Origin of the sequence: Caballeronia sp. SEWSISQ10-4 2 (genome assembly GCF_030464885.1) — a bacterium.
Taxonomy (GTDB): Bacteria; Pseudomonadota; Gammaproteobacteria; order Burkholderiales; family Burkholderiaceae; genus Caballeronia.
Window position 1 is genome coordinate 72,214 of the sequence record NZ_JALPRJ010000002.1, and the last position, 24,843, is coordinate 97,056.

Consider the following 24,843-nt stretch of genomic DNA (forward strand, 5'->3'; position numbering starts at 1 on the left):
GCTGCAAGATACCGAATGTTCACTATCCCCGTCCGAGGAGTGTTTCGATGAAAAACCACAACCCGCGTCCCCTGCGCGCACCGCGCGGCACTGAGCTTACGTGCAAGAGCTGGCTCACCGAAGCGCCGTATCGGATGCTGCTGAACAACCTCGATCCGGAGGTCGCCGAGAACCCCGACCAGCTCGTGGTCTATGGCGGTATAGGCCGCGCGGCCCGCAACTGGGAATGTCTCGACAAAATCCTCGAAACGCTGCAGCGCCTAGAAAACGATGAATCGCTGCTGGTCCAGTCCGGCAAGCCGGTCGGCGTGTTCAAAACGCATGCTGACGCGCCGCGCGTGTTGATCGCAAATTCGAACCTCGTGCCGAAATGGGCGACGTGGGAGCATTTCAACGAACTCGACCGCAAGGGCCTCTTCATGTACGGCCAGATGACGGCCGGAAGCTGGATCTACATTGGCAGCCAGGGGATTGTGCAGGGGACGTACGAGACTTTCGTCGAAGCCGCGCGGCAGCACTTCAACGGCAGCTGGAAAGGCCGCTGGATCCTGACCGCTGGCCTGGGCGGCATGGGCGGCGCGCAGCCGCTCGCGGCGACGCTGGCGGGGGCGGTTTCGCTGAATATCGAGTGCGACCAGACGCGTATCGACTTCCGTCTGCGTACGCGTTACGTCGATAAACAAGCGAAGGACATCGATCACGCGCTTGAACTGATCAAGCAGCACACCGCCGCTGGCGACGCTGTGTCGATTGCACTCTTGGGCAACGCCGCCGAAGTGCTGCCGGAGCTCGTGCGCCGCGCCAAGACCGGCGATATCAAGCCGGATCTCGTCACCGATCAAACCTCGTCGCACGATCTGATCAACGGTTATCTGCCCGCCGGCTGGAGCCTGGAAAAGTGGCGCGCGGCGTCGCTCGACGCGTCGCAACACGCTGAATTGAAAGCGGCTGCGCAACGTTCCTGCGCCCAGCACGTCCAGGCGATGCTCGATTTCCACGCCATGGGCATCCCGGCCGTGGACTACGGCAACAACCTGCGCCAGGTCGCTTTCGACGACGGTGTGAAGAACGCCTTCGATTTCCCCGGCTTCGTTCCTGCGTACATCCGCCCGCTGTTTTGCGAAGGCAAGGGCCCGTTCCGCTGGGTTGCGCTGTCCGGCGATCCGGAAGATATCTACAAGACCGACGCCAAGCTCAAGGAACTCTTCCCGCACAACGCAGGCATGAACCGCTGGCTCGATATGGCGCGCGACCGCATCGCGTTCCAGGGTCTGCCGGCGCGGATTTGCTGGCTGGGTCTGGGCGAACGTCATGTTGCCGGTCTCGCGTTCAATGAGATGGTGAAGAGCGGCGAGCTGAAAGCGCCGATCGTGATCGGTCGCGATCACCTCGATACCGGTTCCGTCGCGAGCCCGAATCGGGAGACTGAAAGCATGAAAGATGGCACCGACGCCGTGTCGGACTGGCCGCTGCTCAACGCGCTGCTGAACACCGCGGGCGGCGCGACGTGGGTCAGCCTGCATCATGGCGGCGGCGTCGGCATGGGGTACTCGCAACACGCGGGCATGGTGATCGTTGCCGACGGCACCGATGCAGCCCAGAAGCGCCTCGCGCGCGTGCTCGTGAACGACTGCGCGTCGGGCGTGATGCGCCACGGCGACGCCGGCTACGAGCAAGCCATCGAATGCGCGAAGAACTTCGGCCTCGATCTGCCGTTCATCACGACCTGACCATGTCTTCTGCCTTCAGCATTATTCGCGCGGCCGATTTGAAGGCCGTGCCGTGGAAGAACGGCGGCGGCGCGACGCGCGAGATCGCCGCGTCGCCGAAAGGTGCGGCATTCGATGCCTTCGACTGGCGCGTGAGCGTCGCGGATGTATCGGAGGCGGGGGCGTTTTCGGTGTTCGAGGGAATTGACCGCGTGCTGACGTTGATCGAGGGCGCGGAGATGGTGCTCATCGATTCGGCCGGCCCGCGACATGTCCTCGCACGCTGGGATTCGCTCGCGTTCGCGGGTGAAGAAAAGATAACGGCAGAATTGCCGCGCGGTCCAACGCGTGATTTCAACCTGATGTTGAGGCGGGATCGGGTGTCGGGGAGCGTAGTGGTGCGGCGTGAGGCTGAACCGTTGAAAGTGGAGCAGGGCAGTGTCGTGCTGGTCAGCGCGCTTGGGGAGTTCGCGGTGAATGACGAGCGTTTGTTCCAGGGCGATGCGCTTGTTTTAGACGCCGGGCATGGGGGCCAAGTCTTGAACATCGAACCGCTTTCAAAAGGCGCGGTTCTTATCGACGCCCGTATCGTTTCAAAGGGAACGCGGACATGACCGATAACAGCCTGCACATCTGGCGCAACGCGCGTCTCGCGCCTCGTGCGGATCCGGCTGACGTACTGGAAAACGCGGCGATTGTCGTGCGCGATGGGCGTATTGAATGGTTCGGCGCGCAAGGTGACATGCCTGCGAAGTTTGCCGAGGCTGTAGGCCACGACCTCGAAGGACGGATCGTCACGCCGGGTCTCGTCGATTGCCATACGCACCTCGTCTATGCGGGAAACCGCGCGGAAGAATTCGCCATGCGGCTCGAAGGCGTGAGTTACGAAGACATCGCGAAACGCGGTGGCGGCATCGTCTCGACGGTGCGTAATACACGTGCGGCTAGCGAAGACGAACTGTTCGCGCAATCGTTGCGCCGGCTGGATGCGTTGCTCGCCGAAGGCGTGACGGCGCTGGAAATCAAATCAGGTTACGGGCTCGATCTCGCAACCGAACGCAAGATGCTGCGCGTCGCACGGCGGCTGGCGGCGGCGCGGCCAGTGACAATAGCCACGACGTTCCTCGGCGCACACGCGTTGCCCCCGGAATACGCAGGTCGCGCGGATGATTACATCGCCTACGTCTGCAACGAGATGCTGCCGACGCTCGCAGGAGAAGCTCTGGTCGATGCCGTCGATGTGTTCTGCGAGCGCATTGCGTTCACGCTGGAACAGGCGGAGCGCGTGTTCGACGCGGCATCGAAGCTGAGTCTGCCCGTGAAAATGCATGCCGAGCAGTTGTCGCTGATGGGCGGCGCGGCGCTCGCCGCGAAGCATCACGCGCTATCCGCCGATCACCTCGAATTCCTCGACGAAGCCGGCGTTATCGCGATGCGCGAAGCCGGCACCGTCGCCGTGTTGTTGCCCGGCGCGTTCTACTTCATCCGCGAAAAGCAGTTGCCGCCGATAGACCTGCTGCGTCGCCACGGCGTGCCGATCGCGCTCGCCACCGACAGCAATCCGGGGACATCACCCACCACATCGCTGCTGCTGATGCTCAACATGGGCTGCACGCTGTTCCGCTTGTCCGTGGCCGAAGTGCTTGCGGGCGTCACGCGTCACGGCGCCAAAGCGCTCGGTCACGCCGATGTCAGCGGCGAGATCGCCATCGGCGCGAAGGCGGATTTCGTCGCGTGGGATATCGAAACGCTGGCGGAACTGGCGTACTGGAGCGGCCTGGATCGCTGCGCGCTGGTCGTGCGGCACGGCGCCGTGACCGTGGATAAACGAAAATAAGCGGAATACCCCATGACTCGAAACAGCTTGTTTGCCGAACACGCGCGTTTGCAGGACGGCTGGCGTCGTGACGTGCTGCTCGAATGGGACGACCAAGGCACGCTGCTCGCCGTCACGCCGGACAGCATGCAACCGGCTGGCGTGAACAAAGCCAAGGGTCCGGTGCTGGCCGGCATGCCGAATCTTCACTCGCACGCGTTCCAGCGCGCGATGGCGGGCCTCACCGAATATCGTGCAAATCCGACGGATAGTTTCTGGAGCTGGCGCGACCTGATGTACCGGTTTGCCGCGCGCATTTCTCCGGACAGCATTGGCGACGTCGCGCGCTGGCTTTATATCGAAATGCTGAAGGCCGGCTATACGTCGGTCTGCGAATTCCACTACGTGCATCACGCGCCGGACGGCCAGCATTACGCGAATCCCGCGGAAATGGCCGCGCGCGTGGTCGATGCCGCTACGCAAACCGGCATCGGCATGACGATGCTGCCGGTGCTTTATCAATACAGCGGCTTCGGTGAGCGCGAGCCGACGCCGGGTCAGGCGCGTTTCATTCACACGCCTGAAAGCCTGCTCGATGCGCTCGTTTCGTTGCGCAAGGATCAGCCGGAAAACGGCAACTTGCGATACGGCGTCGCGCCGCACTCATTGCGCGCTGTATCGAAGGAAACGCTGGGGCGCATGCTCAGTGGACTCGACCGCGAGTTTCCGGGCGCGCCGGTGCATATCCATATCGCCGAGCAGACGGCTGAAGTCGATGCCTGTCTCGAGACGTTGAAAGCGCGGCCAGTGCGCTGGCTGCTCGATAACTTCGATGTCAACGAACGCTGGTGCCTCGTACACGCCACGCACGTCGATGAAAACGAAGTCCGCGCGATGGCTGCAAGCCGCGCCATCGCGGGCCTGTGCCTGACAACCGAAGCCAATCTCGGCGATGGCATTTTTCCGACGCACGCGTATCTGAACGACGGCGGGAGTTTCGGCCTCGGCTCGGACAGCCATATTGCGGTCGACTGGCGCTCCGAACTGCGCTTGCTGGAATACGGACAACGCCTGACGCGCCGCGAGCGCAACGTGCTGGCATCGAACGAGCAGGCGCACGTCGCTGATCGTCTCTTCGATGCCGCAGTGCTTGGCGGCGCCAGCGCCAGCGGTCGCGCAGTCGGCGTGTTGCAAGCGGGGTGCCGGGCGGATTTCACCGTGCTCGATCCGGATCATCCGGCTATCGCGGGGCATGCACCGGACGCGTGGTTATCGGGCGTGGTGTTTTGCGAACATGGCGAGACGCCGGTGCTCGATGTCAGCGTCGGCGGCAAAATCGTGGTCGAGGCGCGGCGGCATCGCGATGAAGGAGAGGCATTCGGGCAGTATCGAAAGACGCTGGCCGGATTGCTCGAATAAAGGAAATCGTCTGTGACTGATCAAGTTTTCACGTTGAAGCGCGGCAGTGCGCCGCTGCTCATTTCCATCCCGCACGCCGGCACCCGGATTCCCGCCGACATAGCTTCTTCGATGACCCCGATCGCCCGCGAAGTCGATGACACCGACTGGCATCTGGAACGCCTGTACGAGTTCGCCGTGACGATGGGCGCATCTATCCTCGTGCCTGCGAATTCGCGCTACGTGATCGATCTGAACCGCCCGCCCGACGGCGCGAATCTTTATCCCGGACGCGATACAACCGGCCTGTGTCCCGTCGATACCTTCAACAGCGAACCGTTGTACCCGGAAGGCGGTGCGCCTTCGGAGGCGCAGATCGCCGAGCGTCGCGAGAAGTACTGGCGGCCTTATCACGATGCGCTGGCCGAAGAACTGGCGCGTTTGAAAGCGGTGCATGGCAAAGCGTTGATGTGGGAAGCCCATTCCATTCGTTCGCACGTGCCACGTTTCTTCGACGGCAGGCTTTTCGACTTTAACTTCGGCACGGCCGGTGGAGAGAGCGCTGTTGCGGGCCTCGCGGAAAAGCTCGAAGCGATGGTGGTCAAGCAGGGCGCTTACACGGCTGTCGCCAACGGCCGCTTCAAGGGCGGTTACATCACGCGACACTACGGAGCGCCGCAGGAAGGTATTCACGCAGTGCAACTGGAATTGTCGCAGGTGACCTATATGGAAGAAACGCGTCCATACGCATACGACGAAGCTCGCGCCGCCCGGGTCGCACCGTTAATGCGGGATCTGGTGCAGTGTGCGTTGGAGTCGGTGAGTTCGGCGTGATTGCTTGAAAACGCCTGATTCGGATGATGAACGCCGTCTTGGGAGCACTCCTGCATAGCTAAAAAGCCATTTCAACGTGCGTTGAAATGGCTTTTTAGCTTTAACTCAAGCTGTTCTTGTCGCGAGAAACGTTCAAAGTTCTCGCCGTCTTACCACCGACGGCGTCAACACAGTCGGCAGCGCCTTCGGCAACGTCTCCGGCCAGTCGCGGCTGAAATGCAAACCACGACTTTCGCGCCGCGAACACGCGCTCTCGACAATCAGCGAAGCCACGTCTACCAGATTTCGAAGTTCAAGCAGATCGCGGCTCACCTTGAAGTTCGCGTAGTACTCGTGGATCTCGTCGCGCAGCATCGCAATCCGATGCTGGGCGCGCGCAAGCCGTTTATCGGTCCGCACGATACCCACGTAATTCCACATCAGCCGCCGCAACTCATCCCAGTTGTGCGCGACCACGACTTCCTCGTCTGGATCGGAGACGCGGCTTTCATCCCAGGCCGGCAGCGGCGCGTGACCGCTCGCCGCGAAGCCATCCGCTTCCATGGCCTGTGCTGCGGCACGCCCGACCACGAGGCACTCGAGCAGCGAATTGCTCGCCAACCGGTTTGCACCATGCAGACCCGTGCACGACGTTTCGCCGACGGCATAAAGGCCTGTGCGATCCGTGCGGCCCGCGAGGTCGGTGACCACGCCGCCGCAGGTGTAATGCGCAGCGGGCACGACGGGAATCGGCTGTTTCGTGATGTCGATGCCGAACTCACGGCAGCGCGCAAGGATGGTGGGAAAGTGCTCCTGAAGGAACGCTTCCGGCTGATGACTGATATCGAGATACACGCAGTCAATACCGCGCTTCTTGATCTCGAAGTCGATCGCCCGCGCGACGATATCGCGCGGTGCGAGTTCGGCGCGTTCGTCGTGGGCAGGCATGAAACGCGTGCCGTCGGGCAGGCGCAAGATGCCACCTTCGCCGCGCACGGCCTCGGAAATCAGGAATGACTTCGCGTACGGATGGAACAGGCAAGTCGGATGGAACTGGATGAATTCCATGTTCGACACGCGGCAACCGGCGCGCCACGCCATCGCGATGCCGTCGCCGGTCGCGGTATCAGGGTTCGTGGTGTACAGATACACCTTGCCTGCACCGCCGGTCGCAAGCACGGTATGCGGTGCCTCGATAGTGACGGTGCGCCCGCTCGCGAGATCGAGCGCATACAGCCCATGACAGCGATGCCCGGGCAAGCCGAGCCGCTCCGACGTGATCAGGTCGATGGCGTAATGATCTTCGAGGACCGTGATGTTCGGATGATTGCGCACGCGCTCGTTGAGCGTGGTGACCACGGCATGCCCGGTGGCATCGGCGGCGTGAATAATTCGCCGATGACTATGGCCGCCTTCACGCGTCAGATGAAAGCCGAGTTCGGCGGAGAGATCCTTGGTGAAGGGCACGCCTTCGCCGATCAGCCATTCGATCGCAGCACGCCCGTTTTCCACGATGAATCGCGTAGCCGCCTCGTCGCACAAGCCGCCGCCGGCAATCAACGTGTCGCGGACGTGGTTGTCGACGCTGTCCGCGGAGTCGAGCACGGCCGCGATGCCGCCTTGGGCCCAGTCGCTGGCGCCTTCGCTCACGCTGCGCTTGGCGAGGATCGCGACGCGCCGCGTGTCCGCCAGATTCAGCGCCACGCTCAGGCCCGCCAGTCCGCTGCCGATGATTGCTACATCGAAATTCATCCTGCCACGTCTCCGTCTATAGTTGTCCGCCGCGGCTTTCGGGACTCACGCCGGTGGCATGCGGAAAGCCTGGTCGGCAAGGATAACGCGTGGCCACGCAACACGGCCACTTGGCCGTTCGGCCAGTAGGGCGAACGAATCGCGCGGAATAGGTCCGAAAACGGTAGCACAAAAGCAAAAAGCCTCGCGTGAGCGAGGCTTTTTGTGAAGCGGTACAAAAGGAAACGAAGACCTTATTTGATCTTGGTTTCTTTGTATTCAACGTGCTTGCGGACAACGGGATCGAACTTCTTGATCGCCATTTTTTCCGGCATGTTGCGCTTGTTTTTCGTGGTCGTGTAGAAGTGACCCGTGCCTGCGGTCGATTCCAGCTTGATCTTGTCGCGTGCGCCCTTGGCCATGTTCGTGCTCCTTAGACTTCGCCACGTGCGCGCAGATCTGCGAGCACGGAGTCGATGCCGTTCTTGTCAATCAGGCGCAGGCCGGCGTTCGAGAGACGCAGACGGACCCAACGGTTTTCGCTTTCAACGAAGAAGCGGCGATTTTGCAGATTGGGCAGGAAACGACGCTTGGTGCGGTTGTTCGCATGGGAAACGTTGTTGCCGCTCATCGGCCCCTTCCCGGTTACTTGGCATACACGTGCCATGAGAGCACTCCTAATACGCTTTAATTCTGAGTTCGAACGCTAGATGCATTTTGGACCGCTTCGGGCTACCGGAGAGGCTTGCCCGAAATGACCGACACGTTTGCTCGGCTCGGAACAGGTTGGTTGAAAGAAGCAAACCGAGATTCTACCCGCAAAAAACCAGCAAAATCAACTCTTTTTGGTACGGGACGAGGTATCCGGCCATCCCGCAGGGGACGAGTTTCATGAGGTTTTCTGCCTACGCAAGACCATCAGGCGCGGTTTTGCGGTCAATTGGCTATTAAACCCGCGAAAACCCGCGGAACCCGCGTTAATTTGGAAACCAGGCAGAAAGTTAAGCCAGCATCCATCCCTGTCGCGAAAAAGAAAATATCTCGTTCGATGCCACTACAAGATGATCGAGCAGCCGCACATCGATCAGCGCGAGCGAGTCTTGTAGTACGCGCGTCAGGCGGCGGTCGCTTGCGCTCGGCTCGACGCCGCCAGAAGGGTGATTATGCGCGACGATCAGGCTCGCCGCGTTCAATGTCAGCGCCCGTCGCACGATTTCCCGCGGATATACGGCAACGCGTGAAAGCGATCCCTTTGCCGATTCGTCGGCGGTAATCAGGCAATGCTTGATATCCAGGAACAGGGTGACGAACACTTCGTTAGGCCGCGTGCCGATCAGCCACTTCAAATAGTCTTCCACTGCTTGCGGGGCGTCGAGCAACGGCCGCTCGCGGGTTTTCTCCGCCAGCGAACGCTGGCACAGCTCCGAGACAGCCAGCAGCAGCGCCGCCTTGGCCGGGCCGATACCGCCGAACGTGCGTAATTCCGTCGCGGTCGTGCGGAGCACGCCGCGGATTGATTCGAATCGCACGAGCAGATCGCGCGCCGCGTCGACGGAGGTCATGCCCGGGCGGCCCCTATTCAGGAACAACGCGAGAAGCTCGGCATCCGATAGCGTCTGCGCGCCTAGTTATAACAGGCGCTCGCGCGGCCGGTCACGCTTTGGCCAGTCGAGAATGCGCGTGACGGCGGGCTCGACGCGTGGGCGAGGGTTCGTGGCGAGCAGGGCGTCGGCGGGATAGGGCGCATTGTTCTGCACCAGTTCGAGACGGGCGTTCATGTCACGCTCCCGCCCGCGTGGAATTGCGGGAGCCGCGCCGGAGGCGGCAGCTCGCCGGCCTGTTCGCCGTTGCTCCCAAGGATTGCCGGGACGCAGGCCGGGCCATCGCACTGTGGCTTACAATGGAGGTTTCGCGCCTCCCCGAGCGAGCGTCCGGCGGTTTGCCTCGCGAGACCGTTGGCCCCAGCGGTGCGGTGCCGGGGTGCCCAGCAAGCTTTCGCCATGACTGCGTCCTGTCGGGACGCCCGGCCTTTTATCGGACGGCAGGACCGGCTGAGAAGGTAATTAAGGCTTTTACTGCTACCACGATCAAACATGAGCATCATTGATATCTCCGAGGTGAAACCCGGTTCGCATGTCACGCTTCATTACCGGCTTGCGCTCGAGGACGGGGCGGACATTGTCAGCACGTTCGCTGACAAACCCGCCACGCTGTTATTAGGCGCCGGTCATCTTGCGCCGCCGCTCGAAGACATTCTGCTGGGTCTGAAGGTGGGCCACCACTCGACCTTTCGGCTGATGCCCGGTCAGGCGTTTGGTCCGCGCAACCCGGAAATGCTGCAATGGGTGTCGCTGGCCACGTTGCGCGAGAACGCGATGATCGGCGAGAATTTTGCTCCCGGCGACCTCGTCGAATTCAACGCACCGGGCGGTGGCCGTTACGCAGGCGTGCTCAAGGAGGTTGGCGAGACCTCCGCGCTGTTCGATTTCAACCATCCGCTTGCCGGTCAGGCGCTGGCGTTCGAAGTGAAAATCATCGGAATTCTGTAGCCATGAGCTCCACTGACACCCTTCTCGATGTCGAAATTCTTCTCGCCCAGCCGCGTGGTTTTTGCGCGGGCGTCGATCGTGCAATCGAAATAGTGGAGCGGGCAATCGCGCTGTTCGGCGCGCCCATCTACGTGCGCCACGAGATCGTGCACAACGCTTATGTGGTCGAGGACTTGCGCAAGAAAGGCGCAGTGTTCATCGAAGATCTGGCGGACGCGCCGGAAGGCAGTACGCTGATTTTCAGTGCACACGGTGTGTCGAAGGCGGTGCGCTCGGAGGCGGAAACCCGCGGCTTGCGGGTGTTCGACGCCACCTGTCCGCTCGTGACCAAAGTGCACATGGAAGTGGCGAAGATGCGCCAGGACGGCTTCGATATCGTGATGATCGGGCACAAGGGCCATCCTGAAGTGGAAGGCACCATGGGGCAGAGCGGCGAAGGCATGCATCTGGTGGAGGATATCGAGGACGTGGAAGCGCTCGCGCTCACCGATCCCGATCGCATTGCGTACGTCACGCAAACCACGCTTTCAGTCGACGATGCGTCCGAGATCATCAACGCTCTGAAGTCCAAATACCCGTCGGTGAAAGAGCCGAAGAAGCAGGATATCTGCTACGCCACGCAGAATCGCCAGGACGCGGTGAAGTTTCTCGCGCCCCAATGCGACGTCGTGATCGTGGTGGGCAGCCCGAATAGCTCGAATTCAAGCCGACTGCGCGAAGTGGCCGAGAAGCGCGGCATCCCTGCCTATATGGTGGATTCGCCCACGCAGATCGATCCGAAATGGGTGGAAGGGAAAAAGCGCATCGGTGTAACGGCGGGTGCGTCGGCGCCGGAAGTGCTGGCGCAGGCCGTGATCGCGCGGCTGCGGGAGCTGGGCGTGCGCAACGTGCGGCCGCTGGAAGGGATCGAGGAAAAGGTGTCGTTTCCGCTGCCGCGTGGTCTGACGCTGCCGGCAGAGTGATGCAATGAGTGATGCAATGTGCGGGAAGCGTCCTTCGCCGCAGAAATAGAACCTGACGCAGTAGAAATAAAGGTCGTTCCAACTCACGTTGGCGCGGCCTTTTATTTTGTCGTGGTCGCGACCAGGCGAACAGGGCTCTACGCGAAGGTCCGGATTGACCCGTCGATTCTGCAATTGCACCATGAAGGTGCTTTTCTCGAAGCAAGCGCTGGAGCCGCTGCAACGCATCGGTGTTTACCCACGATGTCAACCGATGGTGCAACTTACGCATCGACGCGAGGCGCAACCGGGTTGCTCCAAGGCCTTCACCAGAGGCCAAAGAGAGGGTTGCAATGGAGGAAAACCCCTGTCGCTGAACAATATTGCACGTCTCAAAAACCGAGTTACAATGCGCGCGTTCCAAGCCGGATGGGCTGGAAACATCAGCTTTTCGAGGCGCCGGAGACCTACTGAATGCGAATGAAGTTTGCTTACGCCGTGACCATCGCGGCCGCGGTTGCGATGGCAACGGCGTGCGGCAAAAAGAGTGAGAACGAGCCGGCCGCGGGGGCATCGGCGGTGCCGGAAGCATTGGCGAGTGGTGCGGGGAGTGCGGCGGCTGCGCCGGCATCGGCGGCTTCAGTGGCCGCGGCATCTGCGCCGGCACCGGCCAGCAACGCGACGGTCGTCAAGATCGGCCACGTCGCGCCGCTCAGCGGACCGCTGGCTCATCTCGGGCAGGACAATGAAAACGGCGCGCGGCTGGCCATCGAGGAGATCAGCGCGCAGGGGTTGACCATCGACGGTCACGCGATCCATCTCGAACTGGACGCACAGGACGATGCCGCCGATCCCAAAAAGGGTATTGCAGTGGCGCAGCAACTGGTGGCGGATCACGTGGTGGCCGTCGTCGGGCATTTGAATTCGGACGTATCGATACCGGCATCGAAGATCTACAGCGACGCGAACGTGGCGCAGATCTCGGGGGCGACGACCAGCCCGGCGTTTACCCAGCAAGGTTACAAAACGACGTTCCGCGTGGTGCCGACGGACGCGCGCCAGGGGCCGGTGCTCGCGACCTATGCGCTCAAGACGCTGCGCGCGAAAAAGATCGTGGTCGTCGACGACGCCAGCCTCTACGGCCGGGGTCTCGCGAACGAGTTTGCGAAGGCGGTGGTAGCGGGCGGCGGCCGGATCGCGGGCCACGAAGTGACGAGCGAAAAGGCCAAGGACTTCAAGGCGATACTGAACAAGATCAAGCGCGTCCAGCCGGACGTGGTGATGTTCGGCGGCATGGACGTGACTGGCGGACCGTTTGCGAAGCAGGCAGCGGCGCTTGGCCTGAAGGCAAAGATTCTTGGCGGCGACGGCGTGTGTACCGCCGACCTGGCCACGCTCGCGGCCAACGCGGCGCCGAACGTAGTGTGCTCGGAACTGGGCGTGGACGCATCGAAGCTGGACAAGGGCGGGGATTTCGCGCAGCGCTACGAAGCTCGTTTCCATTTACCGGTCCAGAGCTATGCGCCGTTCACCTATGACGCCGTGTACGTGATCGTTGACGCCATGAAGCGGGCGAATTCGATAGAAGCGCCCAAGGTGCTGGCCGCGATTTCGTCGACGGATTTCAACGGCCTGACGGGTCACATTGCATTCGATGACAAAGGTGATTTGAAAGGCGGCGGTGCGATCACGCTAATCGATTTCAAGGATAACAAGAAGAACGTCATTGACGTCATTACGCCGTAAACCCTGTGCTGCAACGCCGCGCGGCGAATGCACACCGGGTTGCGCAACCCCTCGATACGTAGTCACTTTCGGACGTTTTAGAGTTTTTTTTCAAGTAGGCGCGGTGCGGTTGCGTTTTTTTCTTCCCTTCGGTTTATCGGCCAGCGATAAAGCGTAAATCTAGTCGCACGGGCTAAGGAGCCTTCAATGGATATCTTCATCCAGCAGATTCTCAACGGGCTGGTGCTAGGCAGCGTCTACGCCATCATCGCGTTGGGTTACACGATGGTGTACGGGATTCTCGGCATCATCAACTTCGCTCATGGTGACGTGCTGATGGTCGGCGCAATGGTCGCGCTGTCCGCCATCGGTGTCATGAGCAATCACTTTCCGGGCATGCCCCACGCGCTGATGCTGGTCATCGCGCTATTGGTCGCTGCAGTCGTTTGCTCGGTGGTCGGCTACACCATCGAACGCGTGGCTTACCGGCCTTTGCGCAAAGCACCGCGCCTCGCGCCGCTGATCACGGCTATCGGCGTATCGATTCTTCTCCAGACGCTGGCCATGATGATCTGGGGCCGTAATCCGCTGGCCTTCCCGCAACTGCTTCCGACCGATCCGATCAACGTGATCACCGCGACCGCCGACCGTCCGGGCGCCGTCATCTCGATGACGGAAATCGTGATCATCGTGGTGGCGTTCATCGTGATGGGCGGTCTGCTGCTGCTTGTGCACAAGACGAAACTCGGCCGCGCGATGCGCGCCATCGCCGAGAATCCGGGCGTCGCGAGCCTGATGGGGGTGAACCCGAACTTCGTGATCTCCGCGACCTTCATGATCGGCTCCGCGCTCGCCGCGCTCGCCGGCGTGATGATCGCCTCCGAATACGGCAACGCGCACTTCTACATGGGTTTCATCCCCGGCTTGAAAGCGTTCACGGCCGCGGTGCTGGGGGGTATCGGCAACCTGGGCGGCGCGATGGTGGGCGGCGTGCTGCTCGGCCTGATCGAACAGCTTGGGGCCGGGTATATCGGCAATCTGACAGGCGGTGTGTTCGGCAGTAACTACCAGGACGTGTTCGCGTTCATCGTGCTGATCGTCGTACTGGTGTTCCGTCCGTCCGGCCTGCTCGGCGAACGTGTCGCAGATCGCGCTTAAAAAGGGGAGACCAAGCATGACTTCAATTCAACCGATCGAGCCGTCGACCACGCTCATCCCTGAAAAAAAGACCGCGAAAAACTACGCCGTCACGGTGCTGGTTGCCGCGCTCGTGGTTCTCGCGCCAATGCTGATTGGCGCGGCCGGTGGCAATTACTGGGTCCGCGTACTCGACTTCGCCATGCTGTACGTGATGTTGGCACTCGGCCTGAACGTGGTGGTGGGTTTCGCCGGGCTGCTGGACTTGGGCTACATCGCGTTCTACGCAGTGGGCGCTTACGTGGCTGCGTTGCTGTCTTCGCCGCAACTGACCACGCAGTTTGCGTGGATCGCGCAGCTGTTCCCCAACGGCCTGCATACCCCGATCTGGGTCATCGTGCCCTGCGCGATGGCGCTGGCGGCCACGTTCGGCGTGCTGCTCGGTGCGCCGACGCTGCGTCTGCGCGGCGATTACCTCGCTATCGTGACCCTGGGCTTCGGGGAAATCGTCCGGATCTTCATGAATAACCTGGATCGTCCGGTCAATATCACCAACGGACCGAAGGGGATTACCGGTATTGATCCGGTGAATGTGGGCGGCTTCAGTCTCGCGCAGACGCACGAATTCCTCGGTTTCAAGTTTCCGACCGTGTACCTGTATTACTACCTGTTCGTGCTGTGTTCGTTGTTCGTGATCTTCGTCTGCGTACGCTTGCAGCATTCGCGTATTGGCCGTGCGTGGGCCGCGATCCGCGAAGACGAAATCGCCGCGAAGGCGATGGGTATCAACACTCGCAACGTGAAGCTGCTGGCCTTCGCAATGGGCGCGTCGTTCGGCGGTTTGTCGGGCGCGATGTTCGGTGCGTTCCAGGGGTTTGTATCGCCGGAATCGTTCACGTTCTGGGAATCGGTCGTGGTGCTGGCGTGCGTGGTGCTCGGCGGCATGGGCCACATTCCAGGCGTGATTCTCGGCGCGGTATTGCTCGCCGTGTTCCCCGAGTTCCTGCGCTCGACCATGGGCCCGTTGCAGAACTTCATCTTCGGTCATGAGATCGTCGATACGGAAGTCATTCGCCAGTTGCTCTACGGCCTCGCGATGGTGCTGATCATGCTGTATCGCTCGGAAGGCCTGTGGCCGTCACCGAAACACGAAGACAAGATCGCAAAAATTGCGAAACGCGCTGGCAAGAAGCCGGTGCGCGCCTGATCGCCACAGCGGAGAAAACACAATGAGCGATAAACCCATTCGACTGTCCGTGAAGGGCGTGAACAAGCGCTTCGGCGGCTTGCAGGCACTGGCCGAAGTCGGCCTTCAAATCAAGGAAGGCGAAATTTATGGCCTGATCGGCCCGAACGGGGCGGGCAAGACCACGTTCTTCAACGTGATCACAGGCCTGTACACCCCGGATTCGGGCGAGTTCATACTCGACGGCACGCCTTACACGCCGACCGCCGTGCACCAGGTGGCGAAGGCGGGCATTGCGCGCACCTTCCAGAACATTCGCCTGTTCGGCGGCATGACGGCGCTGGAGAACGTGATGGTCGGACGCCACGTGCGCACGAAACACGGCTTGGTCGGCGCGGTGCTGCAGACGCCGTCGGAGCGTCGGGAAGAGAAGGGCATCAAGGAGCGCGCGCTGGAGTTGCTCGAGTATGTGGGCGTGCTGCAATACGCGGACTACACATCGCGCAATCTGTCGTACGGACACCAGCGCCGTCTGGAAATCGCGCGGGCGCTCGCCACCGATCCGAAGCTGCTCGCACTCGATGAACCCGCCGCCGGCATGAACGCGACGGAAAAGGTCGAGCTCACGCGTCTGCTCGACAAGATTCGCAGCGACGGCCGCACCATCTTGTTGATCGAACACGATGTGAAACTGGTGATGGGATTGTGCAACCGGATGACGGTGCTCGATTACGGCAAGGTGATCGCCGAGGGTCTGCCGCAGGACGTGCAGAAAGATCCGAAGGTGATCGAGGCTTATCTCGGGGCAGGGGTTCACTGATGGCTACGACCAATGGCGCGAACGGCGCAGCAATGTTGAAGATCAAGGGGCTGCAGGTCAGCTATGGCGGCATTCACGCCGTCAAGGGCGTGGATCTGGAAGTCGGCAAGGGCGAACTCGTGACGCTGATCGGCGCGAACGGCGCAGGCAAGACGACCACGATGAAAGCCATCACGGGCCTGAAGGCGTATTCGGCTGGCGATATTGAGTACATGGGCCAGTCGATCAAGGGTGTGCCGTCGCATGAATTGCTCAAGCGCGGCCTCGCGATGGTGCCGGAAGGGCGGGGCATCTTCGCGCGCATGTCGATTCTTGAAAACATGCAGATGGGCGCGTATTTGCGTAGTGACAACGACGAGATCCAGAAAGACACCGACCGCATGTTCGGCTTCTTTCCGCGGCTGAAGGAGCGGGCGTCGCAGTATGCGGGCACGCTGTCGGGCGGCGAACAGCAGATGCTGGCGATGGCGCGGGCTTTGTTGTCGCGCCCGAAGCTGTTGCTCCTCGACGAACCATCGATGGGTCTCTCGCCGATCATGGTCGAGAAGATCTTCGAGGTGGTGCGTGAGATCTCGGGCGAAGGTTTGACGGTGTTGCTGGTGGAGCAGAACGCGCGGCTGGCGTTGCAGGCAGCGAATCGCGGATACGTGATGGATTCGGGTCTGGTCACCATGTCGGGTGATGCCAAGACCATGCTCGACGACCCGAAGGTTCGGGCGGCTTACTTGGGTGAATGAGTGGGCGAGTGACGCAGCGCCGATGAATGAAAAAGCCGCATGCCTTTGAGGGGCATGCGGCTTTTTTAATGCCGCTGTTTAAAGCCGTTTGCCGAAGCTGACGACTTCATCCATCTGGTATCCGAGCTTCGCGTAAAACCCCTGCGCCTCGGGCTTGTTCGCCATGATTTGCAGATTGAGCTTCGGACATCCGATGGAGGCAAGCGCGCGTTCCGCATGTTCGACCAGCGCGCGGCCATAACCCTTCCCGCGCTGATCTTCAGCCACCGCAAGCGAATACAGCCATCCGCGATGCCCGTCGTAACCCGCCATCACGGTGCCGATCAGACGCTCGTTCAACAAGCCGACGAAGAACAACTCAGGCTGCATCGCGAGCTTGTTTCGAATCGATAACCGCGGATCGCGTTGTGGTTTGCCAGGCGTGGCGTATTCGGGAAACGCTTGCACCCAGAGCGCGAGCACCGCCTGGGTGTCGCGCTCATCGAAGACCCGGATGATCACAGCGCGTCCAGCACGGAGCGCAGCATCGACATCATCTGGTCGATCTCGTCGGTCGTTACATTCAGCGCGGGCATGAAGCGCAGCAGATTCGGCCGCGCTGCATTCAGAAGCAGACCGTCCGGTCCCATGTCGCGCGCCATTTCAACGATCTTCGGCCCGTTGTCGTTATTGAGCAGCAATGCGCGCAGCAGACCTTCGCCACGTTCGCCGTTGAAACCGCGTTCTTCCGAAAGCTGCAGTAGCTGAGCCTTCAGATATTCGCCGCGTTCACGCACGCCCTCGAGAAAACCCGGCGCGGTCAGTTGCGAAATCACTGAGTAGCCCACGGCCGTCGTCAGCGGATTGCCGTTATACGTGCCGCCCTGATCGCCGGGTTCAAAGCACGCGACTTCTTTGGTCGACAGCAGCGCTGCCAAAGGCACGCCGCCGCCAATCCCCTTGCCCAGCGTCATGATGTCCGGCTCCACGCCTGACAACTCATACGCGAACAAGGTCCCGGCACGGCCGCAACCGCTTTGCACTTCATCGACGATCATCAGCAAATTGTGTTTCTTCGTCAGCGCGCGCAACGCCTGCATGAACTCGCGCGTTGCCGGGATCACGCCGCCTTCGCCTTGAATCGGCTCGAGCATCACGCCGACGGTTTTATCGGTGATGAGTTTTTCCACCGATGCAATGTCGTTCAGGTCGGCCTTCGGAAAACCGGGCACTTGCGGTGCATAAATGGTGTCCCAGCCCGGCTTGCCGCTCGCTGACATGGTGGCCAGCGTGCGCCCGTGGAAGCTGTGATCGAAGGTGATGATCTCGTACGCGCCGCCCTTGAACTTCTTGCCCCACTTGCGCGCGAGCTTGATCGCGCCTTCGTTGGCTTCCGCGCCGCTGTTGGCGAAGAACACTTTGTCGAAGCAGCTGTTCGCGGTCAGCAAACCGGCGAGCTTGGCCATCGGCGCGTTGTAGAAAGCCGGCGACGGGTTGATCAGCGTGCGGGACTGCTTGTCCATGGCTTCGATCATGCCGTCGTTGCAATGACCGAGACTGTTCACCGCCCAGCCCTGGATGAAGTCGAGGTATCGCTTCTCGTTGTTGTCGTAGAGCCAGGAACCCTTGCCGTGCGTGAACACGATCTCAGGACGGTTCGTGATGAACATCAGCGATTCAACGGGATACTCTTGGAAATTCATGACGGCGGGCTCCACGAAAACAGCAAGGGAAAAAGGCGGTGGGATAAAAAACCGAACCAACAATGCAAAAAGCCACGGAATTCCGTGGCTTCATAGTGTCGAAGTGTGCGCTGATTCGAAAACTCAAGCGCCAATCCCTGACCAGCCAGCGGCATCCCTAGGGAAGCGACGAGCTGCGACGTCGAAGAGTGGCGTAAATTTTGAGCATTCGCGAAGAATACGACACGAAGTTCCTGCGTGTAAACCATGGCGGCCCGATTTTTGTCGAGCCGCCACACTCATCGGCTAAATCGCGGCTAAACCGGATTGGCGAGATCTGCCGCGCTGGTGAACGAGTCGGCGTAGAACTCGTCGTCAGGCAAGCGGTGATGGCTCGTGAAATCGCGCTGGGCGGATTCCACCATCACTGGCGCGCCGCACGCGTACACCTGATACGCGCTCAAGTCTGGCAGATCTTCAATGACAGCACGATGAACAAAGCCCGTGCGCCCCGTCCACGCGTCGCTTGCATCGGGTTCCGACAACACCGGCACGAACGAGAAGTTGGGCACGTCCTTCGCCCATTGTTCGGCGAGATCCATCATGTACAGATCTTGTTTGCGGCGGCCGCCCCAATAGAGCGTCATCGGCCGGTTCAGGTTCTTGAACACCGCATGTTCGATAATCGCCTTGATCGGCGCAAAGCCGGTGCCGGACGCGAGCAGCACGATTGGCTTCTCCGAATCTTCGCGCAGGAAGAAGGTGCCGAGCGGGCCTTCGAAGCGCAGGATGTCGCGCTCTTTCATGGCGCCGAACACGTGGTCCGTGAACGTGCCGCCGGGCATATGGCGAACGTGCAGCTCGATCGGGCCTTCGTGATGCGGCGGGCTTGCCATCGAATAGCTGCGGCGCTTGCCGTCTTTCAGGATGAATTCGATGTACTGTCCGGCCAGGTACTGCAGCCGTTCGTTGGCAGGCAATTGCAGCCTCAATTCCACAACGTCGGCCGCCTTGCGTTCCAGCGCGTTCACGCGGCAAGGCAGCTTCTTCACCTGGATATCGCCGACGCCTGCCACTTCGCGCACGTCGACGACCAGATCGCCCTTGGCCGTCGCGCAGCAGAGCAATGCCATGCCGCGGGTTTTTTCGTCGTTGGACAACGCCGACGACGAATGCGGCGCCTGCTCGACTTCGCCGGAGACGACCGTGCCTTTGCATGATCCACAGGCTCCGTTCTTGCAGCCGTAGGGAAGCCCGATGCCCTGGCGCAATGCGGCGAGCAGCACCGCTTCGTCGGGTTCTACTTGGAACTGCCGGCCGCTTTGCCGGAGCGTAACGTTGAAAGCCATAGATCCTGGATGAGTTGGGGTGAAACAAATGCCAAAGCTGTCGCGGCTACAATCGACAGCATGATCGCCACTCGAAAACTACGCCGCGCACGTGTGCTGATTGCCGGTTGCGGCGATGTCGGCCTGCGTTGCGTGCCGCTTCTCGCACTCCGTGCCGCCGCGCCTCGCGTGATCGCACTTTCAAGCCAGCCCGCGCGCATGACCGAACTGCGCGCAGCCGGCACGACACCGTTGATCGGCGACCTGGACGAGCGCCGCAGTTTGCGACGGCTGGCCGGTCTCGCATCGACCGTGCTGCATCTGGCGCCGCCCCAGAAAGCCGGCGACGACGACACCAGGACCCGCGCGCTGATTGCCGCTTTGAGCGCGCCGCGACGGTCTGTTGCGCGCGCTGCGACCGGCGCGGTTGCCCGTCAGCGAGCGTGGCGCGGATGGTTTCGCGCGACCTTCAAGAGCAGCAAGCCAGCGGGCGCGAATACGCGCGCTAAAGCCATAAAAAGAGCGCCTATTGTACCCGACCGGGTTTCGGGCGCCGCCGCGCGCAAGTGGCCGATACGCGTGGTTTACGCGAGCACCTCCGGGGTTTATGGCGATTGTGGCGGGGCGTGGATCGATGAAACTCGGCCGGTGCGGCCGGACAACGCGCGTGCGAAACGGCGGGTATCGGCGGAAACGCAATTGCGCCGGGCCACGCGACGCGGCGTGTTGAACGCATCGATTGTGCGGATTCCCGGCATTTACGCCGGCAACCGGCTGCCGCTCGCAAGACTGCAAAAGGGGACGCCTGCTCTGGCGCCCGCCGACGATGTCTACACCAACCATATCCACGCCGACGATCTTGCGGCCATTCTCGTGCTCGCGATCCGGCGGGCGCGGCCGCAGCGTGTGGTGCATGCATCGGACGACAGCGAATTGCGCATGGGCGAGTATTTCGACCGTATCGCCGATGCGTTCGGTTTGCCGCGCGCCCCCCGCGTTTCACGTGAGCAAGCGGAGGCGCAGCTCGAGCCGATGATGCTCTCGTTCATGCGTGAATCGCGACGTCTGCAGAACACCCGGCTGCGAAACGAAATGCGTTATACGCTGCGCTATCCGAGCATCGACGACTTCTTGCGCGAGGCGCAGATTGATCCAGCCGTCACATCAATACCGGCAGCGTCTCCAGCAGGATGAAGCACAGCAAAGCCCCGATTAGCGCACCGATCAGGTTGGGTTGATAGCGGTGACGCAGATGCATTGTCACGAGCAATCCAGCGATAAACAACACGCTGATCGCCACGAACGCAATCATTGCAATGGTCATGTGAGTGGCCATGATGGCCCTCCTGCTTCTTTTAATAGTCGTGTAATGAGTATAGTTTTACGTCGTAAGAAAGACATGCTGCATCGCACAGGGGTTTTCCCGGGCGGTGGCGAAATTGTTCTACAGTGCGAACGAATCGATAAATTCCGATACATCGGCGAGCACCGTCGAGTGCCCGCGCAGCGTAACGGCGAGTGCCGACACTATTCGGATATGGCCCACGCCGTCGTAGTGTTTCACTTCCACCCGGTCGCCGTGTTGCCGCAAAACCGCCGCTAACCGGTCGGTGTTGCCTGGATCGACTACGTGATCGTCGGTGCCGGCGGCAAGGAACATAGGCGGCTCGTGGCCGGTGACGAAATTGATCGGCTGGCTCTCGGCGCGCGTACTCGCCGGAAATACATCGAGCAGCGTGCGGTCCTTGATCGGCAGGAAATCATAGGGTCCAGCTAAACCGATCACGCCGCGCAAGTCGGCTTTCGACATCGATTGCGAAGCGAGATAACGCGGATCGGTGGCGATTAGCGCAGCGAGATGCGCACCCGCCGAATGCCCCATTACAAAGAGCCGCGCCGGATCACCGCCGAATTCATGCGCGTGATCGCGAGTCCAGCGAACGGCGGCCGCGGCGTCATCGACAAAACCCGGGAACGCCGTTTCCGGATAGGTGCGGTAGTCCGGCATCACCGCCACGTACCCACGTGAGGTCAACGCCTGCGCAACAAACAGATAATTGCCACGATCCCCGTTCTGCCAGCTTCCGCCGTAAAAGAACACGACAACCGGCCGCGTCTCACCACGTACAACGGGCGCGGTGGGAACGTAGACATCGAGTGCCTGACGCGGATCGCTTCCGTACGCGATACCCAGCGTCTTTCGGTAGCCGGCCGACGGAATCGTGGCGTTCAAAAGTTTGACGGGGCTGCAGGCGGCGAGTGCCGCTGCGCCCAGACTGGCAAGACCGAATGTCACGATGCGGCGTTTTTGTTGTGCGGGCATAGGTGTCGAAAAGCAATGGATGCCACGTTCTACGCTTGAAGCGCCCGGATGGATGCAGCGCGCTTTGGTACGACGTTAAACCCTGCGCGGTTGTGGCTCCGCTCGCTGTCGCACGAATGACATCGGAAGCGCGCTCGTGTGGCCACGCAAGCCAGTCAGCTTTGCCGCAACATGGCCAGGTCTGCATCGTCGAGCCATCGCCACTGACCTTCGTCCAGATCCTCAGGCAGACCAAAACCGCCGATGCGCTCCCGATGCAACTTCTCCACCCGGTTTCCCGCCGCCGCGACCATCCGTTTCACTTGGTGATACTTGCCTTCGAGCACCGAAAGCTCGAGCACATGTTCATCGCGCTGCTTGGCGCCGACGGCCGTAATGGGCTGCGCTTCGCCGTGCAGCAAGACGCCCTCGCGCAGTGCCGAGAGCTGGGCGTCGTCGAGAGGATGGCGCGTGGTCGCGAGATAAACCTTCGGCACCTTGCGTTTCGGCGACGTGAACGCATGCACGAACGCGCCGTCATCGGAGAGGAGCAGAAGGCCGGTCGTGTCCTGATCGAGACGGCCTACACATTGCACGCCGCGCTCGGTCAACTGCGGCGGCAAGAGGTGAAAGACGCTCAGATGATGCTGCGGATCGCGTGAGCACTCGTAGCCCGGAGGCTTGTTGAGTACCAGATAGGCTTTTTCCCGATAGCGCCACGTGGCGCCATCGACTTGAAACTCGAACGAGGGGAGCGCATCGGGCGTAATTTCCGTCGCTGGATCAGTGCAGGGCGAGCCGGCGATGGACACGCGCTCATCCGCTACCAGCGCGCGGCATTGGCGGCGTGAGCCGAAGCCCTGCGTGAAGAGAATGCGTTCGAGATCCATCGGGCGGTTCTTGGCTCAGGCAGAGAGGAGGACGGGCGCACATTCTAGCAACCGGTGCGCTTGAGCCTCCGCTTCCGTCTCGTGCGGCCGCTTTGGCATCGTGTACTTGCCGGTCCGGAGCCCCGATGTCGGCCATTCGTAAAGCAGGTCGATTAAGGTTTTTTCATCATTGACCCTCGGCATCGCGTTTATGCTTTTCGCTTTAAGCCATTGCACACGTATGACGAAAGGGCGCCGATAACCCGGCATCCGATCGACCACTCCGATTCCTCTTTTCACCCAAGGAGCAGGACATGGCACGAAACACGGTTGCGGAATTTTTGGCAAAAACCCTGGCGGCAGCAGGCGTCGAACGTATCTGGGGCGTCACCGGCGACAGCCTGAACGGACTCGCCTACAGCCTTGACGAGGTCGGCTCGATCCGGTGGATGCATACCCGCCACGAGGAAGTCGCCGCGTTCGCGGCAGGCGCCGACGCGGCATCGACCGGAAAGCTTGCGGTGTGCGCCGGCAGTTGCGGCCCGGGCAACCTGCACCTCATCAACGGTTTGTACGACTGTCACCGGAACCAGCAACCGGTGTTGGCGATCGCGGCGCATATCCCGTCGTCGGAGATCGGCTTGGGCTACTTTCAGGAGACCCATCCGACCGCGCTCTTCAAGGAATGCAGCCATTACGTCGAACTGGTGTCGAGCGCCGCTCAGTTTCCCCGCGTGCTCGCCCGCGCGATGCGCACGGCGATCGAAGAGCGCGGCGTCGCGGTCATCGTGCTGCCCGGTGACGTTGCGTTGAGCGAAGCGCCTGCCGAATTGCCGAGCTGGTCCGCAACGGGGCCGTCGACCATCCTGCCCTCGGACATCGATATCGACCGGCTCGCGGCCATGCTGAACGAGTCGGAAGCGGTGACGCTGATGTGCGGCAGCGGCACCGCGGGCGCGCACGACGAAGTGGTGGCGCTCGCCGACGTGCTCGGCGCACCGGTCGTCCACGCGATGCGCGGCAAGCAGTTCATCGAATGGGACAATCCGTATGACGTCGGCATGACGGGTCTGATCGGCTTCAGTTCCGGCTATCACGCGATGATGTCGTGCGACACGCTGCTCCTGCTCGGCTGCGATTTCCCCTACCGGCCGTTCTATCCCACCGATGCCAGGATCATCCAGATCGACTGGCGCGGCTCGAAGCTGGGCTCGCGCGCGCCGCTCGCGCTGGGGCTAGTCGGCACGGTCAAGGAGACGGTCTCAGCGGTCCTGCCGAAGCTCACGCGCAAGGCGGGCCGCAACTTCATCGATACCGCCCGCAAGCACTATGCATCGGCGAGAAAAGGGCTCGACGAACTCGCCACGCCGTCGGGTCCGGGCAGGCCGATTCATCCGCAGTATCTGACCCGGCTGATCGACGAAGCCGCCGCCGAAGACGCCATTTTTACCGCCGATGTCGGCACGCCGACGGTCTGGGCCGCCCGTTACCTCACGATGAACGGCAAGCGCCAGCTTCACGGCTCGTTCAACCACGGTTCCATGGCGAACGCGATGCCGCAAGCGCTAGGCGCGCAGGGCGCGAATCCGGGGCGTCAGGTGATCTCGCTGTCGGGCGACGGCGGGCTATCGATGCTGCTTGGCGACTTGCTCAGCGCCCGCCAGCTCGATTTGCCGATCAAAGTGGTGGTTTATAACAACAGTCTGCTCGGCTTCGTTTCGATGGAGCTGAAGGCCGCCGGTTATCTGGATACCAACGTCGATCTCGCGAAAACCGACTTCGCGGCCATTGCCCATGGCGCGGGCATTTTCAGCATCCGGGTGGAGGAATCCGAGGATATTGCCGAGGCGCTGCAAAAGGCCTTGGCTTACCCCGGGCCGGCGCTCGTGGACGTGGTGACATCCAGGCACGAGCTGGCCATGCCGCCAAAAGTGGAACTGGCGCAGGCGAAGGGATTCAGCCTTTACATGCTGCGCGCGATCCTGAACGGTCGCGGCGACGAAATCGTTGAATTGGCGAAAACCAATTTTCGATAGGAATCCGCTGTCGATAGGAATGTGCTGAATTCGTTGAAATTCTCAGCATTTCGAACAACAATGCGATGCTGCAATCGATTCATCA

Annotated in this window: 23 protein-coding genes and 1 pseudogene; 14 read left to right on the forward strand and 10 right to left on the reverse strand. The window is 61.3% G+C overall.

Translation table 11 applies throughout. The features are described from left to right. Positions 1-47: 47 nt before the first annotated feature. From hutU to hutG, 5 genes are read left to right on the forward strand one after another with little or no spacing between them, the layout of a single operon-like run. On the forward strand, positions 48-1,730 hold the full coding sequence (gene hutU / locus M0D69_RS01955; RefSeq protein WP_301780408.1) for a urocanate hydratase: 1,683 nt from the start codon (positions 48-50) through the stop codon (positions 1,728-1,730). Positions 1,731-1,732: 2 nt separating this feature from the next. Next, positions 1,733-2,323, forward strand: a complete 591-nt coding sequence (locus M0D69_RS01960; RefSeq protein WP_301780409.1) for a HutD family protein — start codon at positions 1,733-1,735, stop codon at positions 2,321-2,323. Then, positions 2,320-3,546, forward strand: coding sequence for an imidazolonepropionase (hutI, locus tag M0D69_RS01965; protein ID WP_301780410.1), 1,227 nt, complete (start codon positions 2,320-2,322; stop codon positions 3,544-3,546). Before M0D69_RS01960 ends, hutI begins: the two co-directional genes overlap by 4 nt. Positions 3,547-3,558: 12 nt before the next feature. Further along, on the forward strand, positions 3,559-4,944 hold the full coding sequence (locus tag M0D69_RS01970; protein WP_301780411.1) for a formimidoylglutamate deiminase: 1,386 nt from the start codon (positions 3,559-3,561) through the stop codon (positions 4,942-4,944). A gap of 12 nt (positions 4,945-4,956) precedes the next feature. Beyond that, positions 4,957-5,757, forward strand: coding sequence for an N-formylglutamate deformylase (gene hutG / locus M0D69_RS01975; RefSeq protein ID WP_301780412.1), 801 nt, complete (start codon positions 4,957-4,959; stop codon positions 5,755-5,757). A 132-nt stretch (positions 5,758-5,889) separates the two neighbouring features. On the opposite strand, the gene nadB is transcribed toward hutG, so the two are convergent. The 4 genes and pseudogenes from nadB to radC form a co-directional block, all read right to left on the reverse strand. Continuing rightward, positions 5,890-7,488: an L-aspartate oxidase gene (gene nadB / locus M0D69_RS01980; RefSeq protein ID WP_301780413.1), complete on the reverse strand. Its 1,599-nt coding sequence runs from the start codon at positions 7,486-7,488 to the stop codon at positions 5,890-5,892. 233 nt (positions 7,489-7,721) lie between these two features. Further along, the gene (rpmG, locus tag M0D69_RS01985) at positions 7,722-7,889 is read right to left on the reverse strand and encodes a 50S ribosomal protein L33 (protein ID WP_006478046.1); all 168 of its coding nucleotides are present in this window, start codon (positions 7,887-7,889) and stop codon (positions 7,722-7,724) included. An 11-nt stretch (positions 7,890-7,900) separates the two neighbouring features. Beyond that, complete coding sequence (gene rpmB / locus M0D69_RS01990; RefSeq protein ID WP_031359861.1) at positions 7,901-8,134, reverse strand: 50S ribosomal protein L28; 234 nt, start codon at positions 8,132-8,134, stop codon at positions 7,901-7,903. A 334-nt stretch (positions 8,135-8,468) separates the two neighbouring features. Beyond that, positions 8,469-9,245: pseudogene (radC, locus tag M0D69_RS01995) on the reverse strand (DNA repair protein RadC). A gap of 315 nt (positions 9,246-9,560) precedes the next feature. Between radC and M0D69_RS02000 the strand changes: the two are divergent. From M0D69_RS02000 to M0D69_RS02030, 7 genes are all read left to right on the forward strand, one after another. Next, positions 9,561-10,016 (forward strand): peptidylprolyl isomerase, encoded by a 456-nt coding sequence (locus M0D69_RS02000; RefSeq protein ID WP_301780414.1) that lies wholly within the window; start codon positions 9,561-9,563, stop codon positions 10,014-10,016. Positions 10,017-10,018: 2 nt separating this feature from the next. After that, complete coding sequence (gene ispH / locus M0D69_RS02005) at positions 10,019-10,978, forward strand: 4-hydroxy-3-methylbut-2-enyl diphosphate reductase (protein WP_301780415.1); 960 nt, start codon at positions 10,019-10,021, stop codon at positions 10,976-10,978. Between the two features lie 453 nt (positions 10,979-11,431). Further along, positions 11,432-12,703 (forward strand): branched-chain amino acid ABC transporter substrate-binding protein, encoded by a 1,272-nt coding sequence (locus tag M0D69_RS02010; protein ID WP_301780416.1) that lies wholly within the window; start codon positions 11,432-11,434, stop codon positions 12,701-12,703. A 186-nt stretch (positions 12,704-12,889) separates the two neighbouring features. After that, positions 12,890-13,840 (forward strand): branched-chain amino acid ABC transporter permease, encoded by a 951-nt coding sequence (locus M0D69_RS02015; protein ID WP_047895946.1) that lies wholly within the window; start codon positions 12,890-12,892, stop codon positions 13,838-13,840. 16 nt (positions 13,841-13,856) lie between these two features. Then, positions 13,857-15,026: an ABC transporter ATP-binding protein gene (locus M0D69_RS02020; RefSeq protein WP_122176262.1), complete on the forward strand. Its 1,170-nt coding sequence runs from the start codon at positions 13,857-13,859 to the stop codon at positions 15,024-15,026. Positions 15,027-15,048: 22 nt separating this feature from the next. Then, entirely contained in the window at positions 15,049-15,825 is a 777-nt protein-coding gene (locus tag M0D69_RS02025) for an ABC transporter ATP-binding protein (RefSeq protein WP_301780417.1), read from the forward strand. Positions 15,826-15,857: 32 nt separating this feature from the next. After that, entirely contained in the window at positions 15,858-16,562 is a 705-nt protein-coding gene (locus M0D69_RS02030; RefSeq protein WP_122176774.1) for an ABC transporter ATP-binding protein, read from the forward strand. Between the two features lie 78 nt (positions 16,563-16,640). Here M0D69_RS02030 and M0D69_RS02035 read toward each other — a convergent pair whose 3' ends face one another. From M0D69_RS02035 to M0D69_RS02045, 3 genes are all read right to left on the reverse strand, one after another. After that, positions 16,641-17,063, reverse strand: coding sequence for a GNAT family acetyltransferase (locus M0D69_RS02035; RefSeq protein ID WP_301780418.1), 423 nt, complete (start codon positions 17,061-17,063; stop codon positions 16,641-16,643). After that, positions 17,060-18,244, reverse strand: a complete 1,185-nt coding sequence (locus M0D69_RS02040; RefSeq protein WP_301780419.1) for an acetylornithine transaminase — start codon at positions 18,242-18,244, stop codon at positions 17,060-17,062. Before M0D69_RS02040 ends, M0D69_RS02035 begins: the two co-directional genes overlap by 4 nt. A gap of 296 nt (positions 18,245-18,540) precedes the next feature. Then, a complete protein-coding gene (locus M0D69_RS02045) occupies positions 18,541-19,572 on the reverse strand; it encodes a CDP-6-deoxy-delta-3,4-glucoseen reductase (RefSeq protein WP_301780420.1) in 1,032 nt (343 codons plus the stop codon). A gap of 60 nt (positions 19,573-19,632) precedes the next feature. Here M0D69_RS02045 and M0D69_RS02050 point away from each other — a divergent pair, with 60 nt between their 5' ends. Then, positions 19,633-20,745 (forward strand): NAD-dependent epimerase/dehydratase family protein, encoded by a 1,113-nt coding sequence (locus tag M0D69_RS02050; RefSeq protein ID WP_301780421.1) that lies wholly within the window; start codon positions 19,633-19,635, stop codon positions 20,743-20,745. Here M0D69_RS02050 and M0D69_RS02055 read toward each other — a convergent pair. The 3 genes from M0D69_RS02055 to M0D69_RS02065 form a co-directional block, all read right to left on the reverse strand. After that, positions 20,711-20,887, reverse strand: a complete 177-nt coding sequence (locus M0D69_RS02055; protein WP_301780422.1) for a hypothetical protein — start codon at positions 20,885-20,887, stop codon at positions 20,711-20,713. The two genes, M0D69_RS02050 and M0D69_RS02055, sit on opposite strands and share 35 nt — an antisense overlap. Positions 20,888-20,995: 108 nt before the next feature. Then, positions 20,996-21,874, reverse strand: coding sequence for an alpha/beta hydrolase (locus M0D69_RS02060; RefSeq protein WP_301780423.1), 879 nt, complete (start codon positions 21,872-21,874; stop codon positions 20,996-20,998). 155 nt (positions 21,875-22,029) lie between these two features. Then, positions 22,030-22,743: a pseudouridine synthase gene (locus tag M0D69_RS02065; protein WP_301780424.1), complete on the reverse strand. Its 714-nt coding sequence runs from the start codon at positions 22,741-22,743 to the stop codon at positions 22,030-22,032. A gap of 293 nt (positions 22,744-23,036) precedes the next feature. On the opposite strand from M0D69_RS02065, the gene poxB reads away from it, so the two are divergent. Further along, positions 23,037-24,758, forward strand: a complete 1,722-nt coding sequence (gene poxB / locus M0D69_RS02070; RefSeq protein WP_301780425.1) for a ubiquinone-dependent pyruvate dehydrogenase — start codon at positions 23,037-23,039, stop codon at positions 24,756-24,758. Positions 24,759-24,843: the final 85 nt, after the last annotated feature.